General features: G+C 68.1%; 16 protein-coding genes and 1 tRNA gene. 11 read left to right on the forward strand and 6 right to left on the reverse strand.

Annotation, left to right across the window (positions count from 1 at the left end; genetic code table 11):
• Positions 1-27: 27 nt before the first annotated feature.
• Both ABEA43_RS29190 and ABEA43_RS29195 read left to right on the forward strand, forming a co-directional pair.
• Positions 28-1374 (forward strand): hemolysin family protein, encoded by a 1347-nt coding sequence (locus ABEA43_RS29190; protein WP_345566724.1) that lies wholly within the window; start codon positions 28-30, stop codon positions 1372-1374.
• Complete coding sequence (locus ABEA43_RS29195; protein WP_345566725.1) at positions 1371-2384, forward strand: hemolysin family protein; 1014 nt, start codon at positions 1371-1373, stop codon at positions 2382-2384. Before ABEA43_RS29190 ends, ABEA43_RS29195 begins: the two co-directional genes overlap by 4 nt.
• Positions 2385-2835: 451 nt before the next feature.
• Here the strand turns inward: ABEA43_RS29195 and ABEA43_RS29200 are convergent.
• Positions 2836-2918 (reverse strand) — tRNA-Leu (locus tag ABEA43_RS29200).
• Positions 2919-3117: 199 nt separating this feature from the next.
• Here ABEA43_RS29200 and ABEA43_RS29205 point away from each other — a divergent pair.
• From ABEA43_RS29205 to pknB, 7 genes are all read left to right on the forward strand, one after another.
• Positions 3118-3858 (forward strand): FHA domain-containing protein, encoded by a 741-nt coding sequence (locus ABEA43_RS29205; protein WP_125640997.1) that lies wholly within the window; start codon positions 3118-3120, stop codon positions 3856-3858.
• Between the two features lie 17 nt (positions 3859-3875).
• Positions 3876-4346 carry an FHA domain-containing protein FhaB/FipA gene (locus ABEA43_RS29210; RefSeq protein ID WP_345566726.1) on the forward strand — a complete coding sequence of 157 codons (471 nt, stop codon included), beginning with the start codon at positions 3876-3878 and terminating at the stop codon, positions 4344-4346.
• The gene (locus ABEA43_RS29215) at positions 4343-5647 is read left to right on the forward strand and encodes a Stp1/IreP family PP2C-type Ser/Thr phosphatase (protein ID WP_345566727.1); all 1305 of its coding nucleotides are present in this window, start codon (positions 4343-4345) and stop codon (positions 5645-5647) included. Before ABEA43_RS29210 ends, ABEA43_RS29215 begins: the two co-directional genes overlap by 4 nt.
• Positions 5648-7036: an FtsW/RodA/SpoVE family cell cycle protein gene (locus ABEA43_RS29220; RefSeq protein WP_345566729.1), complete on the forward strand. Its 1389-nt coding sequence runs from the start codon at positions 5648-5650 to the stop codon at positions 7034-7036.
• Positions 7033-8490, forward strand: coding sequence for a peptidoglycan D,D-transpeptidase FtsI family protein (locus ABEA43_RS29225; protein ID WP_345566730.1), 1458 nt, complete (start codon positions 7033-7035; stop codon positions 8488-8490). The genes ABEA43_RS29220 and ABEA43_RS29225 overlap by 4 nt, the downstream gene beginning before the upstream one ends.
• A 21-nt stretch (positions 8491-8511) precedes the next feature.
• Entirely contained in the window at positions 8512-9870 is a 1359-nt protein-coding gene (locus ABEA43_RS29230; RefSeq protein WP_345566732.1) for a serine/threonine-protein kinase, read from the forward strand.
• A gap of 83 nt (positions 9871-9953) precedes the next feature.
• Positions 9954-11804 carry a Stk1 family PASTA domain-containing Ser/Thr kinase gene (gene pknB, locus ABEA43_RS29235; RefSeq protein ID WP_345566734.1) on the forward strand — a complete coding sequence of 617 codons (1851 nt, stop codon included), beginning with the start codon at positions 9954-9956 and terminating at the stop codon, positions 11802-11804.
• 207 nt (positions 11805-12011) lie between these two features.
• Here pknB and ABEA43_RS29240 read toward each other — a convergent pair whose 3' ends face one another.
• From ABEA43_RS29240 to ABEA43_RS29250, 3 genes are read right to left on the reverse strand one after another with little or no spacing between them, the layout of a single operon-like run.
• Complete coding sequence (locus ABEA43_RS29240) at positions 12012-12584, reverse strand: anthranilate synthase component II (protein WP_345566736.1); 573 nt, start codon at positions 12582-12584, stop codon at positions 12012-12014.
• Positions 12581-12739, reverse strand: coding sequence for a hypothetical protein (locus tag ABEA43_RS29245; protein WP_345566738.1), 159 nt, complete (start codon positions 12737-12739; stop codon positions 12581-12583). Before ABEA43_RS29245 ends, ABEA43_RS29240 begins: the two co-directional genes overlap by 4 nt.
• Before the next feature lies 1 nt (position 12740).
• Positions 12741-13397 carry a class E sortase gene (locus ABEA43_RS29250; protein ID WP_345566740.1) on the reverse strand — a complete coding sequence of 219 codons (657 nt, stop codon included), beginning with the start codon at positions 13395-13397 and terminating at the stop codon, positions 12741-12743.
• Positions 13398-13496: 99 nt separating this feature from the next.
• On the opposite strand from ABEA43_RS29250, the gene ABEA43_RS29255 reads away from it, so the two are divergent.
• Positions 13497-13742: a cell division protein CrgA gene (locus ABEA43_RS29255; RefSeq protein ID WP_345566826.1), complete on the forward strand. Its 246-nt coding sequence runs from the start codon at positions 13497-13499 to the stop codon at positions 13740-13742.
• Between the two features lie 34 nt (positions 13743-13776).
• Here ABEA43_RS29255 and ABEA43_RS29260 read toward each other — a convergent pair whose 3' ends face one another.
• The gene (locus ABEA43_RS29260; RefSeq protein ID WP_345566742.1) at positions 13777-14664 is read right to left on the reverse strand and encodes a rhomboid family intramembrane serine protease; all 888 of its coding nucleotides are present in this window, start codon (positions 14662-14664) and stop codon (positions 13777-13779) included.
• 133 nt (positions 14665-14797) lie between these two features.
• The gene (locus ABEA43_RS29265) at positions 14798-15334 is read right to left on the reverse strand and encodes a peptidylprolyl isomerase (protein WP_345566743.1); all 537 of its coding nucleotides are present in this window, start codon (positions 15332-15334) and stop codon (positions 14798-14800) included.
• A 263-nt stretch (positions 15335-15597) separates the two neighbouring features.
• Between ABEA43_RS29265 and ABEA43_RS29270 the strand changes: the two genes are divergently transcribed.
• Entirely contained in the window at positions 15598-15993 is a 396-nt protein-coding gene (locus tag ABEA43_RS29270; RefSeq protein WP_345566744.1) for a hypothetical protein, read from the forward strand.
• Positions 15994-16033 lie beyond the last annotated feature (40 nt).

Raw genomic sequence — 16033 nt, forward strand, 5'->3', positions numbered from 1 at the left:
CACGGGTTCCTCTGAGAGCTCACTGCGGTGAGCGCCTATCTGGGGCTTCTGGCCCTTTTCCTCCTGACGGCCGCGACCGGCTATTTCGTCGCCCAGGAGTTCGCCTTCGTCGCCGCTGACCGCGGCATCCTGCGTGAGCAGGCCGCCGCCGGTGACGCCGCCGCCGAGAAGGCGCTTCAAGTGACCTCCCGGCTGTCGTTCATGCTCTCCGGCGCCCAGCTCGGCATCACGGTCACGGCCCTGCTGGTCGGTTTCCTGGCCGAGCCCGCGATCGCCACGATCGTACGGCCGTGGCTGATCGGCACGGGCATGTCCGACGCCATGATCACGGGGATCTCCGTCGCCGCGGGCGTGTTCGTCGCGACCGTGATCCAGATGGTGCTGGGCGAGCTGGCGCCGAAGAACCTGGGCATCGCCAGGCCGGAGCCGGTGGCGAAGTTCCTGGCCGGCTCGACGCTGGTCTACCTCGCGGTCGTGGGGCCGGTGGTCCGGCTGTTCGACTCGGCGGCCACGGGGCTGCTCAGGCGCGTCGGCATCGAGCCCGTGGAGGAGATCGAGCACGGCGCCACGCCGGAGGAGCTCTCCCGCATCATCGAGGAGTCGACCCAGGCGGGCGAGCTGCCGCCGAAGCTGTCCGAGCTGCTCGAACGTGCGCTGGAGTTCGGCGACCGCACCGCTGAGGAGATCATGGTGCCGCGCCCCCGCGTGGTCGCGCTGCGCGGCTCGCAGCCCATCTCCGACCTGATCCAGGTCATGCGCGAATGCGGTCACTCCCGTTACCCGGTGGTCGGCGACGACGGCGACGTGATGGGCGTCACGGGTGTGCGCGAGCTGCTCTCGTCCGGGCTTGACGAGGGCGACATCGCCGGCATCACCCGCCCGGCGCTGCTCGTGCCCGACTCCGTGCCGCTGCCCGCCGTACTGGACAGGATGCGGTCCGCCAAGGACGACATCGCCTGCGTCATCGACGAGTACGGCGGCCTGGCCGGTGTGATCACCGTCGAGGACCTGGCGGAGGAGCTGGTCGGCGAGCTCATGGACGAGAACGACCCCGAGCCCGCGGGCGTGGTCGAGCAGCCGGAAGGCATCTGGGAGGTGCCCGGCCGGTTGAGGCTCGACGAGGTCGAGCGCGCCACCGGCGTGGCACTGCCGGAGAGCGACGACTACGACACGCTCGCCGGGCTGGTCCTGGCGAGGCTCGGCCGGATGCCCAACCCCGGGGACACGGTGACCGTTCCCGTCGCCGCGCACATCGACCCGTTCGCCGACGACCCCGACGAGGGCCAGGCCGAGCTGACGGTGATGTCGCTCAACCGCCGCGTGCCCGAATGGGTGCGCGTCGCGCCGGTCCAGCACGCGGAGGCGGCCCGATGACGATGATCCTCATCAGCGTCGCGCTGCTGGCGTTCAACGCCCTGTTCGTGGCGGCCGAGTTCGCGTTCGTGTCGTCCAGGCGTCATCGCCTGGAGGAGATGGCCACGGGCGGCAACCGCCTGGTCAGGTTCACCGCCAAGTCGGCGGTGGGCGGCGGGCGCCAGCTCTCCATGATGCTGGCGGGCGCCCAGCTCGGCATCACCCTGTGCACCCTGGGCCTGGGCCAGGTCACGGAGCCGGCGATCGAGCACTACCTGGAGCCGGTCTTCGCGGCCGTGGGCATCCCGGAGTCGCTGCGCCTGCCCATCGCGCTCACGTTCTCCCTGGCCCTGGTGACGTTCCTGCACATGGTCGTCGGGGAGATGGCCCCCAAGTCCTGGGCGCTGACGCACCCGGAGCGCGCCGCCATGATCCTGACGGTCCCGTTCCGTGCCTTCACGTGGCTGATGCGCCCCCTGCTCTCGACACTGAACGGCTTGACGAACGTCATACTGCGCCTGTTCGGCGTACAGCCGCGGGACGAGCTCGCGACGACCCGCACGCCGCGCCAGCTCGCCATGCTGGTCGGTGAGTCGGGCCGGATGGGGCTGCTGGACCGGGAGGAACACGACCTCCTGACCCGCGCGCTGCGCCTGGACAACGAGGGCATCGAACGTCTCATGGTCCCCATCGGCCAGGCCGTCATGGTGCCTCCAGCGGCGGACGCGGCCCAGATCCGCTCGACCGCCGCGGGCAGCAACCACCTGCGCCTCCTGGTGGGCACGGCAGGCTCGATCCAGGGAGTCCTGCACGCGCGGGACGCCCTCCTGAACCCGTCGAGCACAGCGGCCGACCTGGCCCGCCCCATCCCCAGGCTGGCGTGCGTGACCCAGGTGCCGGAAGCCGTGACGGCCCTCCAGGAGTCCCGCTCCCACCTCGCCCTGGTGATCGACCAAGCCGACAACGTCATCGGCATGGTGAGCCTCACCGACCTCCTGGGCGAACTACTGGACACCAAAACAGCCGCCTGACCCCAGGACCCCTGGGCCCCGCGAACGGGGCCCAGGGCAAGGCCTGGAGCCAAGCGACCCGGGTCTGGGGTCACGGGACGGGACCAATAGAAATCGGTAATGTGACCTAAAACACATCACCAACCAGCAAGCGGCCCGAAAGCAACATGCAACCAAGAAGACGTACGTTCACCGGGCGGCCTTAACCCGCGCAGCACCAGACCACAGAACAGAAGGAAAAAAGGCCCCGGACCCTTGCGATCCGGAGCTCACTTCGCCAATGTGGGTCTGCGCTTCACTAAGACGAGCAGAGCCGAAGGGGACCCCCGCCCGTGAGGGTTTCCGATGGGAGCTCCCCCGGAAGGGTTTCCCCCTGGGGGTCCGGGGGTCATCCCCCGGGCAGATATGGCGAAGGGACCCGAGGGAGCCTTACCCCGAAGGGAAAGGCGACCAAGAGTCCCCAGTCACCGAGTGGGCGAGGAGGGATTTGAACCCTCACGTCCTTTCGGACACACGGACCTGAACCGTGCGCGTCTGCCGTTCCGCCACCCGCCCTGGTGGGTGCGGAAAGAACATTAGCACGGAACAGCCACTGGTACTGAACCCGGATACGATCGCATAAGACACGGGAGCGGAGGAGCTGGGCGCGACAGCCGACGAGCGCCAGGGACGCCGTGACGTGGAACGAGCGGGAACCGGGCGCCGGAAGCGTCTGGGGGCCGCGATCATATGCACGGAGGAAGGGAGGTACCCGGTGGGAGTCCTTCAGCGCTTCGAGCGAAGGCTCGAAGGCTTGGTTGAGGGGGCCTTTGCGCGGGCGTTCAAATCTGACCTTCAGCCGGTCGAGGTCGCCAGCGCGGTTCAGCGGGAGATGGATGAGCGTGCGGCGATCGTCGCTCAAGGTCGTACGCTCGTGCCCAACGACTTCGTGGTTGAGCTGTCCACGACCGACAGCGAACGGCTAGAGGTCTACGCCGACAGCATCAGCCATGAGCTGGCCAACCTCGCCAGGGAGTACGCCAAAGAACAGGGCTACTCCTTCGTGGGACCGGTCCGGGTCCGTTTCGAGACCGCCGGGGACCTGGCTGTGGGATTGTTCCGCATCCGTTCCGGCGTCATCCGCGGCGCGACGGTCGAGCAGGATGAGATTCGCCAGCCGGCGAGCGACCTGCCCCCGTCGAGGCCCGGCGCGTTCAACGGGCGGCCCAGGCTGCTCGTCTCCACTCAGGACGACCCGCAGGGTGACCGTTCCTACGAGCTCACCACTCCGGTGACCTTGCTCGGCAGGGGCACCGACTGCGATCTTCGTCTGGTCGATCCAGGTGTTTCGCGTCATCACGCGGAGCTCCGCGTCGAAGGGCAGCTCGTCGCGCTCGTCGACCTCGGATCGACCAACGGCACTTTCGTCAATGGCCAGCCGGTACGCAGGATCGAGCTCCAGAACGGCACGCGAGTGACCTTGGGGCGCACGACTCTGGTGTTCCGGCGCGATTAGGGGTAGACAAACGGTCCATGTCCGAGCTCACGCTGCTGCTGATCCGGCTAGCCTTCCTGGCGGTGCTGTGGTTTTTCGTCATTGCCGCAGTCGGCGTGATCCGGACTGACTTGTTCGGCTCACGCACTGCTCCCGCTGGAGCACGTAAGGGTGTCAAACCCGCCAAACCCGTGGCCAAGCCCAAGAGTAAAAAGGGCGAGCCACGCCAGCTCATCGTTACAGGTGGCCCACTGCAAGGCACCACCATTAACCTCACGGAGACGCCCATCACCATTGGCCGGGCCAATGACGCCACGCTGGTAGTCACCGACGACTACGCTTCCAGCCGGCATGCCCGGCTCTTCCCCCAGGACGGTCAGTGGATCGTGGAAGATCTCGGTTCGACCAACGGCACGTATCTCGACCGCTCGAAAGTCACCCGTCCGACCCCGGTGCCGCTCGGTGTTCCGATCCGCGTCGGCAAGACAGTCATTGAATTGCGCAAATGACCATCGCACTCCGCTACGCCGCCCGCTCGGACGTCGGCCTCCTCCGCGAAGGAAACGAGGACTCGGCGTACGCTAGCGGCCGCCTGCTTGCCGTCGCCGACGGCATGGGCGGGCACGCACACGGCGAGGTGGCGAGCTCAGTCGCCATCGCCGCCATGGCCACTCTCGAAGAGGCCCAACAGGGGGGCGACCTGCTCAACGCCATCGAGGCAGCGGTACGCGACGCCAATCGCAAGCTGCATGAGATGGTGGGGCGGGATCCCAGCCTCAAAGGCATGGGCACGACTCTCACAGCCATGCTCTGGCACGGCACCCAGGTCGCTCTGGTGCACGTCGGCGACTCGCGCGCCTATCTGCTCAGGCGCGGGGAGCTCTACCAGATCACCCATGACCACACGCTGGTGCAGCAGCTCGTCGACGACGGGCGCATCACACCGGAAGAGGCGGCCACGCATCCGCAGCGTTCGATCCTGCTGCGCGCACTCGACGGCAGCGGTGAGGTCGATCCCGACCTGACGCTCCGCGAGGCGCAGGTGGGCGATCGCTACCTACTGTGTTCCGACGGCCTGTCGGGTGTGGTGAGCGCAGAGACGCTGCACGCCACACTCACCAACATCGACGACCCGGAAGAGGTCGTCCGCCAGCTCATCGATCTGGCGAACAGAGGTGGCGGGCCCGACAACATCACCTGCGTGCTGGCCGACGTGCTGGAGATCACCGACGGGCAACCGGTTCCGGCCGAGCCGTCCGTCGTGGGCGCAGCGGGCATGACGCGGCTGCACGGGAGTCCCCAGGAGACCTCGCCGGGGCGACTCGGCGCGGTGACCGCACCTCAGCCGGTGATCACCGATGACGAGTTCGAGGAGCCGGTCGCGAACGCGGCCAAGCGCCCGGGCAAGCGTCGTCGTGTGTGGCCCGTGCTGGTCACCGTGCTCGGCATCGGCATAGTCGCCGTCGGCGTCGGCGGTTACTTTGGATACCAGTGGACTCAAGACCAGTTCTTCGTCGGTGCTGCGGGCGACGAGGTGGTCGTGTACCAGGGAATCCAGAAAGAGGTGGGTCCGTTCCAGCTCTTCCACGTCTCCAAGTCCACCGGCAGGCAGCTCTCCCAGCTGTCCGAGGCGGACCAGGCAGTGATCAAGAGCGGCATCGAAGTCGCCACCGTCGCCGAGGGCATCACGAGGATCAACGGTTTGAAGTTCTCCCAGGATCAGAAGACCGACGCGTCCCCTGACGCGACCGCGACGCCGACACCCACCGCGTCGGCATCCGCGACCGCGACCAAAACGAAACAGCAATAGATGAGCGAAGTAGCCGCCTCTGCGGTCCCGATGCCGGCCAAGCGCCGCGGGGCCCAGTTGATCATGCTCGCTCTGGCCGTGCTGATGGTCATGGGCGCGTACGCCAACGTGGGCCTGGCCATGAACGACACGATTCCCGCGAGCATGCTGACCTACGGCCTGAGCCTGGGCGGCCTGATGCTGGCCGCCTACCTGGTGCTGGCCAAGTTCGCCCCGTGGGCCGACCCGCTGATCCTGCCTCTGGTGACGCTGGTCAACGGCCTCGGCCTGGTGATGATCTACCGGCTGGAGAACTCCGGCGCGAAGCTGCAGTCCGGCGCCTCGACCACCAGCCAGATCATCATGACCGGCGCGGGCGTGGTGCTGTTCGCCGTGACGCTGCTGGTGCTGCGTGACCACCGGACGCTGCAGCGGCTGACCTACACGGCCGGGCTGGTCGGCGTGGTCCTGCTCATCTCGCCGCTGGTGCCCGGGCTGGGCAAGGAGATCAACGGCGCGCGCATCTGGATCGGGTTCGGCGCCGCCAGCATCCAGCCGGCGGAGTTCGCCAAGATCGCGCTGGTGGTCTTCTTCGCCGGTTACCTGGTGGCCAAGCGCGACGTGCTGGCGCTGGCCGGGCGGCGGCTGCTGTTCATCGACCTGCCCAGGGCGCGCGACCTCGGTCCCGTAATCATCACCTGGGCGGTCGCCATCGGCGTGCTGGTCATGCAGAAGGACCTGGGCTCGTCGCTGCTGCTGTTCGGCGGCTTCGTGGTGATGCTCTACGTCGCCACGCAGCGCACGTCGTGGGTGCTGATCGGGATCCTGCTCTTCGTCGGCGGGGCGTTCCTGGCCGGGCAGATCTTCAGTCACGTGGGCGACCGGTTCGACGTCTGGCTCGACCCGGGCAGCAGCGCCTACTACGACCGCGAGTACGGCGGCAGCTACCAGATCATGCAGGGCCTGTTCGGGCTGGGCGCGGGCGGCATCCTCGGCACGGGGCTCGGCCAGGGCCACCCCGACCTGATCCCGCTGGCCTTCTCCGACTTCATCTTCCCCGCCACCGGCGAGGAGCTCGGGCTGACCGGGATCATGGCGCTGCTGATGATCTACGCGCTGATCGTGGAGCGCGGGCTGCGCACCTCGCTGGCGGCTCGCGACCCCTACTCCAAGCTGCTGGCGAGCGGCCTGTCGTTCATTCTCGCCTGGCAGGTGTTCATCATCGTCGGCGGCGTGACGAACCTCATCCCACTGACCGGCCTGGTCACCCCGTTCATGTCACAGGGTGGATCGGCACTGCTGGCTAACTGGATCCTTATCGCCCTCTTGGTACGCATGTCAGATGCGGCCCGACGGCCCCCGCCCCAGGCGATCCAGAACGAAGGACTGACGCAGGTGTTCCAGCGATGAACGGCACTCTGAAGCGCGTGGCCGTGGCCTGTCTGGTCATGTTCGCACTCCTGATGATCAACGCGAACTTCCTGCAGACCGTACGCGCCGAGGGCCTGCGCTCCGACGCCCGCAACACGCGCAACTACTACGACCGCTACGCCATCGAGCGCGGTCGCATCACCGCCGGCGGCAAGGTCATCGCGCAGTCGATCGAGACCGACAGCAACGAATTCAAGTTCGTCAGGAAATACCCGGAGGGCAAGCTCTACGCGCACGTCACCGGCTTCTTCTCGCCGGAGAGCGCGAGCGCGATCGAGGCGTCCGAGAACAAACTGCTCGACGGCTCCAGCGCGGACCTGCTGCTGAGGCGGAGCATCGACCTGTTCACGGGCGAGCCCACCAAGGGCGCCAGCGTGGACGTCACGATCAACCCCAAGGCGCAGAAGGCGGCCTACGACGCGTTGCGGGAGAGCGGCAAGCGGGGCGCCGTGGTGGCGCTCGACCCGAAGACCGGCGCGATCCTGGCCATGGTCTCGCTGCCCACGTACGACCCCGCCGAGCTGTCCGGCACCAGCAAGCCGCAGGTGTTCGCGCGTTACGACGAGCTGGCCAAGGAGAAGAGCCAGCCGCTCCTCAACCGCACCATCGCGCGCACCTACCCGCCGGGCTCGACGTTCAAGGTGGTCACCATGGCGGCCTACCTGGAGGACGACTCCTCGCGCGGGCCCACCACCTCCGTGGAGGCGCCCCAGCGCCTGCCCCTGCCCAACACGAACCTCAGCCTGCCCAACTACGGCGGCGCGGCCTGCGGCAGCGGCCAGGTCACACTTGTCTACGCGCTGGAGAAGTCCTGCAACACGCCCTTCGGCAAGATGGGCATGGAGCTGGGCTACGACAAGATGCAGGAGCAGGCGGCCAAGTTCGGCATGGGCGAGCAGATCGCCGTCCCGATGAGCGTGGCCCAGAGCAGCTTCGGCCCCCGCGAGGACCAGGCGGCCGTCGCGATGGCCTCCATCGGGCAGCGGAGCAACCAGATGACGCCGCTGCAGATGGCCATGATCGCCGCGGGCATCGGCAACGACGGCACGGTGATGAAGCCGTACCTGGTCAACAAGATCACTGACGCCAAGGGCGACACGATCGACCAGGCGCAGCCGGAGGAGCTGACGGAGGCCGTCAGCTCCGAGACGGCCGGCAAGCTGCGCGAGATGATGACGAGCGTCGTCAACAACGGCACGGCCAACCTGGCGCAGGTGCCAGGCGTCCAAGTAGCGGGCAAGACGGGCACCGCGGAGACGGCGGACAAGCAGCCTCCGCACGCCTGGTTCATCTCTTTCGCGCCCGCCGAGAACCCGAAGGTGGCCCTGGCGGTCATCGTCGAGTCCGGCGCGGCCAACGTCGGCGCGGAGGCCACCGGCGGCCACACCGCCGCGCCGATCGCAAAGGCCGTCCTGGAGGCGATGCTGAAGTGAGTGCCGGTAACCTGCTGGATCATGCGGCTCCGTAACCGCTATCTGCTGCTCGCCCGCATCGCCACCGGCGGTATGGGTGAGGTGTGGCGTGCCCGTGACGAGTTGCTCGGGCGCGAGGTCGCGGTGAAGATCCTGCGCAGTCACATCTACGCCGATCTGACGTTCCGCGAGCGGTTCCGCAACGAGGCCAGGATCACCGCGGCCCTGGCCGACCCGGGTGTCGCCCAGATCTTCGACTACGGCGAGCAGGACGACCTGGCCTACCTCGTGATGGAGCTCGTCCACGGTGAGCCGCTGTCGGCCATCCTGGCGCGCAACGGCCCGCTCGGGCCCGAGGTGACCCTCGACGTGGTCCACCAGACCGCCAAGGCCCTGCACGCGGCCCACTCCGCCGGGATCATCCACCGCGACATCAAGCCGGGCAACCTGCTGGTCACCTCCGAGGGCGTCATCAAGGTGACGGACTTCGGCATCGCGCGGGCCCTGGAGGCGGCGCCGGTGACGCAGACGGGCACCGTGCTCGGCACGGCCCAGTACGTCAGCCCCGAGCAGGCGCAGGGCTTCCAGCTCACCCCGTCGACCGACCTCTATTCATTGGGCGTGGTGGCCTACGAGTGCCTGGCCGGCCGGACCCCGTTCCGGGCGGACAGCCAGGTGGCGATCGCGCTGCTGCACCTCAACGAGCGGCCGCCGCCGCTCGGCGTGGACGTGCCGGTGGCCGTGCGCGAGCTGGTCATGGCGCTGCTGGCCAAGGAGCCCGCGCAGCGGCCCGCCACGGCGCTGGAGCTGGCCGATCGCGCCTACGTGCTGCGCGAGTCACTGGCGGGGCCCGTGCAGGGCGCCGAGCTCAGCATGCTCACCGACCCGGGCGGCTTCCGCGTGCGCGAGCCGTCGCCGGAGGACGAGCAGGAGACCGACAACCTCGCCCCCGCCACGCTGCAGGCGTCGCCCGGAGCGGGCAGGCGCCGTTCTGGAGGCAGGACGCTGGCGCTGGTCGCCGCCGCGGGCTGCGTGGCCGCGGTGGGGCTGGCCGCCGTGACGTTCGCCTCCCGCGACACCGCCGCGCCGCCGCCCGAGGTGGCCGAGCCGTCCGAGTCGGCGGTTCTGACGCCCGAGCAGCAGCCGAGGCCCTCCAAGACGAAGACGCGGACCAAGCGTCCGCCTGTGGTTCCCGTAACGTCACCGAGGCCGATACCCTCGCGGTCGGCTACGGTAAGCAAGTCGGCCACTCCTACCAAGAAGCCGACACCGAAACCGACACCGACCACCCGTACCCCCACACCAACGCCGACCCCAACGCCCACCACTACACCGACAACTCCGACACCTACCGCCTCGCCGGACCCGGGTGACACAAACCCGCCGAAGGAGGGGACGTGATGCGCTACGGGGTCGATGATGGACACCGGCGGCCCCCCGAGCAGGCCGGTACCCAAGATGAACGGTAAGGGACAGTGCAGGAAATGACTCAGCCTCGGCTACTCGGAGGTCGTTACGAGCTCGACGGTGTCGTCGGGCGCGGCGGCATGGCCGAGGTGTATCGCGCCCGAGACATCCGGCTGGACCGAATAGTCGCGATCAAGACCCTCCGCTCCGACCTGGCGCGAGACCACACCTTCCAGGCCAGGTTCCGCCGGGAGGCGCAGTCCGCGGCATCCCTGAACCACCCGGCCGTCGTCGCCGTCTATGACACCGGCGAGGACAACAGCGAGGGTGCGCCGGTTCCGTACATCGTGATGGAGTACGTCGACGGCAGGACGCTGCGCGACCTGCTGCGCCAGGATCGCCGCCTCCTGCCCGAGCGCGCGTCGGAGCTGGTCGACGGCATCCTGCGGGCGCTGGACTACAGCCACCGCGGCGGCATCGTGCACCGCGACATCAAGCCGGCCAACGTGATGATCACCCGGGCCGGCGACGTCAAGGTGATGGACTTCGGCATCGCGCGTGCGATGGCCGACTCGGCCGCCACGATGACGCAGACCGCGCAGGTGATCGGCACCGCGCAATACCTGTCGCCTGAGCAGGCGCGGGGCGAGCGGGTCGACGCGCGCAGCGACATCTACTCCACTGGGTGCCTGTTCTACGAGCTGCTCACCGGGCAGCCGCCGTTCACCGGCGACTCTCCCGTCGCGATCGCCTACCAGCATGTCCGCGAGGAGCCGATCCCACCCTCGCAGATCGACCCCGAGATCCCGCCGTGGGCCGACGCGATCGTGCTCAAGGCCATGGCCAAGGACCCGGCCCATCGCTACCAGAGCGCGACCGAGATGCGCGCCGACATCCAGCGGGCGATGTCCGGCATGCCGGTCGACGCCCAGACGATGGCGATGAACGGCAACTACGGCCAGGGCACCCGCATGATGACGGCCACCCAGGCCGGCCAGAACCCGGCCACGCAGCGCAGCGGCGCGATCCCCCCGTACGAGTACGGCGAGGGCGACGGCGGCGGTCGTGGCGGGCGGCGCAGGGCCAGTGGCGGCGGTGGCGGCAACGCGGTCAAGACAGCGTTGTGGATCATCATTCCGCTGCTGATCATCGGTGGTTTCGTCACGGTCGGCTATCTGGTGTTCGGCTCCAAGAGCGCGCCGACGGACACGACGGTCGCCATCCCGTCCCTCGCCACGCAGCAACGCGCGTACGCCGAGGAGCAGCTCAAGGGGCTGGGCCTGACCGTCAAGGTGGTGCAGGAGCCCAGCTCCGAGGTCGACAAGGGCACGGTCATCAGGACGGACCCGGCCGAGGGCACCAAGGTCGAGAAGGCCTCCACCGTCCAGCTGTTCGTGTCCAAGGGCCCGGAGAAGGTCAAGGTGCCCGACAACCTCATCGGCCTCTCGCAGGACGAGGCGATGAAGGCGCTGGCGGACGCCGGCTTGCGCGGCATCACCAAGACGCGGAGCTCGACCAAGACGCAGGGCACGGTCATCGCCACCACTCCCAAGGCCGGCGAGGAGATCGAGAAGGACGGCACCGTCACTCTCTACATCCCCAAGGAACTGGGCGAGGTGCCGAGCGTGGTCGGGCTGACCCAGGAGGACGCGACCGCCCAGATCAAGGCGGCCGGGTTCCGGACCAGGGTCGTGACGCAGGCCGATGCTCAGCCCGCGGGCACGGTCATCACCCAGAACCCGGCCGAGGGCGCCAAGCAGCCGGCCAACACGACGATCACGATCGTGGTGTCCAGCGGTCCTGAAGAGGAAGCGCCGCCGCCCACGTCGGACTTCCCGACGGACGAGCCCACCGACGACCAGACGGGCTTCCCGGACGAGGAGCCGACCGAGGACAACCCGATCGACGACGGCGGTATCAACGGCTGAGCCAGACGCACGCTGAGGGCCGTACATCCCTTTCGGGGGGTGTGCGGCCTTTCGGCTTCATGAGGCGGCACGAGGCCGTACAGGGCCGCTCGGGGCCTCATGAGGATCCCAGCCTCGCGTGTGCCCTCGGGCAGACAAAAGCGCCCCCGCCGCTCGGGGGCAACGGCGGGGACGCTCATCTGTATGTCGCACTATGCGAGGCTTTTGTTACACGATTCCGCGCAACCAATTCTCGAGCAGCCGGTGGCCGTGCTCCGACAGCACGGACTCGGGGTGGAACTGGATGCCCTCGATCGGCGCCCGGCGGTGCCGCAGGCCCATGATGACGCCGTCCTCGGTGCGGGCGGTCACGTCGAGCACCTCGGGGACGGTCTCCGGCAGCACGGCGAGCGAGTGGTAGCGAGTCATCCGCACCGGCGAGGGCAACGTCTCGAACACGCCCTTGCCGTCGTGGACGATGGCGCTGGTGCTGCCGTGCACGAGCTCGGGCGCCCGGGAGACGGTGGCGCCGTAGGCGACGGCGATGGCCTGGTGGCCGAGGCAGACGCCGAGCAGCGGCCTGTGCTGCTCGGCGGCGTGGTGGACCAGGGGCAGGCTCACGCCGGCCGCCTCGGGGGTGCCCGGCCCCGGGCTGATGAGCAGGCCGTCGAAGCCGTCGGCGTCGCCCACGCGTACGTCGTCGCGCGGGCGCACGTCGCAGTCCGCACCCAGCTGCCGCAGATATTGGACGATGGTGTGGACGAAGCTGTCGTGGTTGTCCACGACCAGCACGCGGCTCATTTCCTTACGGTCACCTCGTCAAGGGTCACGACGGGCTCGAAGAGCGGGAACACGACATACCAGAGTACGGCCACCGCCGCGACGGCCAGCACCAGGGCCGCCAGCGCCTTCCTGTGCCCGTTACCGGGCAATCTCCGCCAGAGCCAGGCGTACATGTCATTCCTTCCTCGGCTCGGTCTCCTTGAGCACTCCGTAGACGATGAGGCGCTCGGCCGCCGAATACTCGGGGTGGCAGGTGGACAGCGTGATGAAGGCGCGGATGGGCCGGAGGCCGGGCTTGCCGGGCACGGGGGCGAGCACGTCGATCTGGTCGGGCTCGACGATGTCCTGGGAGGTCACGCGGTAGGTGTAGCGCGCCTCGCGGGCCTCCACGACGATCTCGTCGTCGCGTTCGAGCTGGTCGAGCTCGTTGAACGGCGCCGCGTACGTGGTGCGGTGGCCCGACAGCACGAAGTTGCCGATCTGGCCGGGCATGGCGCTGCCGGGATAGTGCCCGGGGCCCTTCTTCAGGTGCTCGGCGTCGATGCCTTCGACGACGGCGTACCGGTAGTCGCGGCCCAGCCTGGGGATGCGCAGCAGGGCGACGGCCCGGCCCAGCTCGATCTTCGCCAGGCGGCCCGCCTGCTTGGCCGCCAGCTCGCGCTGGAGCAGGAGCTGCTGGCTCTGGGTGTAGGCGCCGGTGCCCCAGAGCAGGTACGCGCAGAACAGCATGAGGATCAGGCCCGCGGTGATGCTCGTCTCCCCCACGGCCCGGAGCGTGGCCCGCATCCGATCAGCGTATTCGGCGAGGTTGCGGCCGCTGGGGATCGCCATGTCATGCGCGTGGCGACTATCCTGGGGCACGCTTCAACTACGCTTAACGAAGAGCCTGTGGACGATCCGGAAGCCCAGGCCCTCAGCAGGAGTTATCCAGTGCCCAAGTCCAAGGCTCGCAAGAAGGCGGTTTACACCCCGCCGCAGAGGTCCCAGCAGGTCAAGGTCAGCCCGCGCTGGCTGGCGCCCACGATGGTCGTCTCATGGATCATCGGTATCCTGTGGATCGCGATCTACTACGTCGCACCGCAGGCGCCCTTCTTCAGCGACCTCCAGAACTGGAACCTGCTGATCGGGTTTGTTTTCATCATCTTCGGTGTGGTGCTTTCCACCCGCTGGCGTTAGTTCTTTCCACAGCCTTTTCCACAGCCTGGGGAAGTCAGTGCAGGAGGGCGACAATCGCTGGAGCGCGCACCAGCACAAGCGCCACCAGCAGGACCAGCGCTCCAGCGATCGCCAGCACGTGCCAGAGGGTTCGGTTCTTCGCGGGCAGGTAGGCCAGCGCGGCGCCTAGCAGCGTGCCCGTGATCAGGCCGCCGACGTGGCCGGTCCAGCTGATGCGGAGCCCGGAGATCGCGGGCAGCACGAACGTGATGGCCAGGTTGAGTGCGATGACCACGCCGATGCCCCGCACGTCCAGGTTGAGCTTGCGCCCGACCACGAACACGGCGCCGAACATCCCGAAGACGGCTCCCGAGGCGCCGACCGTCGGTGTGTTGATCGGGTCCAGCCAGAGGCTGAGCACCGATCCGCCCAGCGCGCTGAGCAGGTAGAGGGCCGCGAAGCGGACATGCCCGAAGGCTCGTTCGAGGTAGGGGCCGATGGCGAAGATGGCCCAGCCGTTGAACAGGATGTGCAGGAAGTTGCTGCCGTCGTGCACGAAGGCGGAGGTGACCAGCCGGTAGTACTGGCCCAGGGCGACGCCGATCGGCCACATCGCCAGCTCCCGGGTGAGCGCTCCGCCCGTGAGCAGCTGACCGGCGAAGACCAGCGCGATGAGGCCCAGGATGCCCCAGGTCACGTAGGTGGTGCGGACGATGCTCCCGCCGAAGACCGACCTGGCCTGGCGGATGCCCTTGTTGCCCTCGGCCACGCACTCCGGGCACTGGAAGCCGACCGCCGCGTCACGCATGCAGTCGGGACAGATGGGGCGCTCGCAACGCTGGCAGCGGACCCAGGTCTCCCTGTCGGGATGCCGGTAGCACGTGGGCACGGCCTCAGCCGGCTGCTCGGGCTGAGGGGGCGGGCTGGGCGGCTGGCTGGTCATGACCGAAAGCCTATGGCTTGCGCGACCGCTCCGCGTGTCGCGCTTGCGGCCATGACCGTGACCTGCGCCATCGGCCTCCGTGACGGCGCCGCCGCCACGGAAGTGACACATGGTGGCCGCCCGGCCCGCCGGGTCAGACCTGGACGCGCTCGATGGTGACCGACTCCAGGACGACGTCCTGCACCGGCTTGTCGCGACGGTCCGTCTGAACCTTGCCGATGGCGTCGATCACGTCCTGACCCTCGATCACCTCGCCAAAGATGCTGTGCTTGGTGTTGAGGTGCGGCGTCGGGACGAGCGTGATGAAGAACTGCGAGCCGTTGGTGCCCTTGCCGAAGCGGACGCCCGCGTTGGCCATGGCCAGCAGATAAGGACGGTTGAAGAAGAGATCCGGGTGGATCTCGTCGTCGAACTCATAGCCGGGGCCGCCGATGCCCTGGCCCAGAGGGTCGCCGCCCTGGATCATGAAACCGGAGATGATCCGGTGGAAGATCGTGTTGTTGTAGTAAGGCCCCTTACCCTTCTCGCCAGTGCCCGGGTGGGTCCATTCGCGAGTGCCTTCGGCCAGCTCAACGAAGTTTCGCACCGTTTTCGGGGCTTTGTTGGGGAAAAGTTCTACCTTGATGGTGCCGTGGTTCGTCTTCAGATTTGCGATCAGCTTCTCAGCCACGAGACAGCTGCCCCCCTCTATGCACAGGGTTGGTTTTGTGATGTTTTGAGGACTATGGCCGTTGGGCCTTCGGAGCCATCCTCCCACGAGTGGCCATGATTGAGCCGCCTTGTCCAGGGAAGGTCAGGCTCGGGGCCCCAACGACAGGGGAGGTTGTCGTGTCCCTGACACAAAGAAGACGCCGCGTGGTCATAGAGGTACCCGCCACGTGGATGGGCCGAATGAAGGCCCGGGCCGTACGAACCGGCCACCGGATGGCGCCCATGGCGGATCAGGCCAAGGTGGTCGCCGCCCAGCGCATTGAAGACGCCCGATACTGGGCGGCACCGCGGCTGGAGTCCGCGGCGCACGGGTTCGAGGACCAAGTCGCCCCCAAGGTCAGCTCGATGCTGTCCGCGGCGGCCAAGAGAGTCGATCCCAAACCATCGCATTCACGGCGATGGCCGGTGCTCGTCCTGATGACGGGTCTCGCGGTCGGCACGATCGGTTACCTGTTCTACCGCCGCAACGCCCAGCAGTGGACCGAGCACATGAAGGACTCCGCTTCCGATGCGTCACGCTGGGTCAGCGAAAAGGCGGACAGCACTGCTACGTCCGCGGACCGGATGGCGGCCAATGTGTCGAACAAGGCGGACGAGACTTCTCGCAAGATGTCTTGATCTCGCCGAAGCGCAGAAGCGCGCCCCCGATCCGATCGGG

The sequence above is a fragment of the Nonomuraea rosea genome (assembly GCF_039539705.1).
GTDB classification, from domain to species: domain Bacteria; phylum Actinomycetota; class Actinomycetes; order Streptosporangiales; family Streptosporangiaceae; genus Nonomuraea; species Nonomuraea rosea.

What these genes read in the sequence shown, in the direction of transcription:
- ABEA43_RS29210 (WP_345566726.1), top strand. Translation starts at nt 3,876, where the DNA reads ATGTCCGAGCTCACGCTGCTGCTGATCCGGCTAGCCTTCCTGGCGGTG.
- ABEA43_RS29250 (WP_345566740.1), bottom strand. Translation starts at nt 13,397, where the DNA reads ATGGCGATCCCCAGCGGCCGCAACCTCGCCGAATACGCTGATCGGATG.
- ABEA43_RS29215 (WP_345566727.1), top strand. Translation starts at nt 4,343, where the DNA reads ATGACCATCGCACTCCGCTACGCCGCCCGCTCGGACGTCGGCCTCCTC.
- ABEA43_RS29195 (WP_345566725.1), top strand. Translation starts at nt 1,371, where the DNA reads ATGACGATGATCCTCATCAGCGTCGCGCTGCTGGCGTTCAACGCCCTG.
- ABEA43_RS29225 (WP_345566730.1), top strand. Translation starts at nt 7,033, where the DNA reads ATGAACGGCACTCTGAAGCGCGTGGCCGTGGCCTGTCTGGTCATGTTC.
- ABEA43_RS29240 (WP_345566736.1), bottom strand. Translation starts at nt 12,584, where the DNA reads ATGAGCCGCGTGCTGGTCGTGGACAACCACGACAGCTTCGTCCACACC.
- pknB (WP_345566734.1), top strand. Translation starts at nt 9,954, where the DNA reads ATGACTCAGCCTCGGCTACTCGGAGGTCGTTACGAGCTCGACGGTGTC.
- ABEA43_RS29220 (WP_345566729.1), top strand. Translation starts at nt 5,648, where the DNA reads ATGAGCGAAGTAGCCGCCTCTGCGGTCCCGATGCCGGCCAAGCGCCGC.
- ABEA43_RS29245 (WP_345566738.1), bottom strand. Translation starts at nt 12,739, where the DNA reads ATGTACGCCTGGCTCTGGCGGAGATTGCCCGGTAACGGGCACAGGAAG.
- ABEA43_RS29230 (WP_345566732.1), top strand. Translation starts at nt 8,512, where the DNA reads ATGCGGCTCCGTAACCGCTATCTGCTGCTCGCCCGCATCGCCACCGGC.
- ABEA43_RS29260 (WP_345566742.1), bottom strand. Translation starts at nt 14,664, where the DNA reads ATGACCAGCCAGCCGCCCAGCCCGCCCCCTCAGCCCGAGCAGCCGGCT.
- ABEA43_RS29270 (WP_345566744.1), top strand. Translation starts at nt 15,598, where the DNA reads ATGGCGGATCAGGCCAAGGTGGTCGCCGCCCAGCGCATTGAAGACGCC.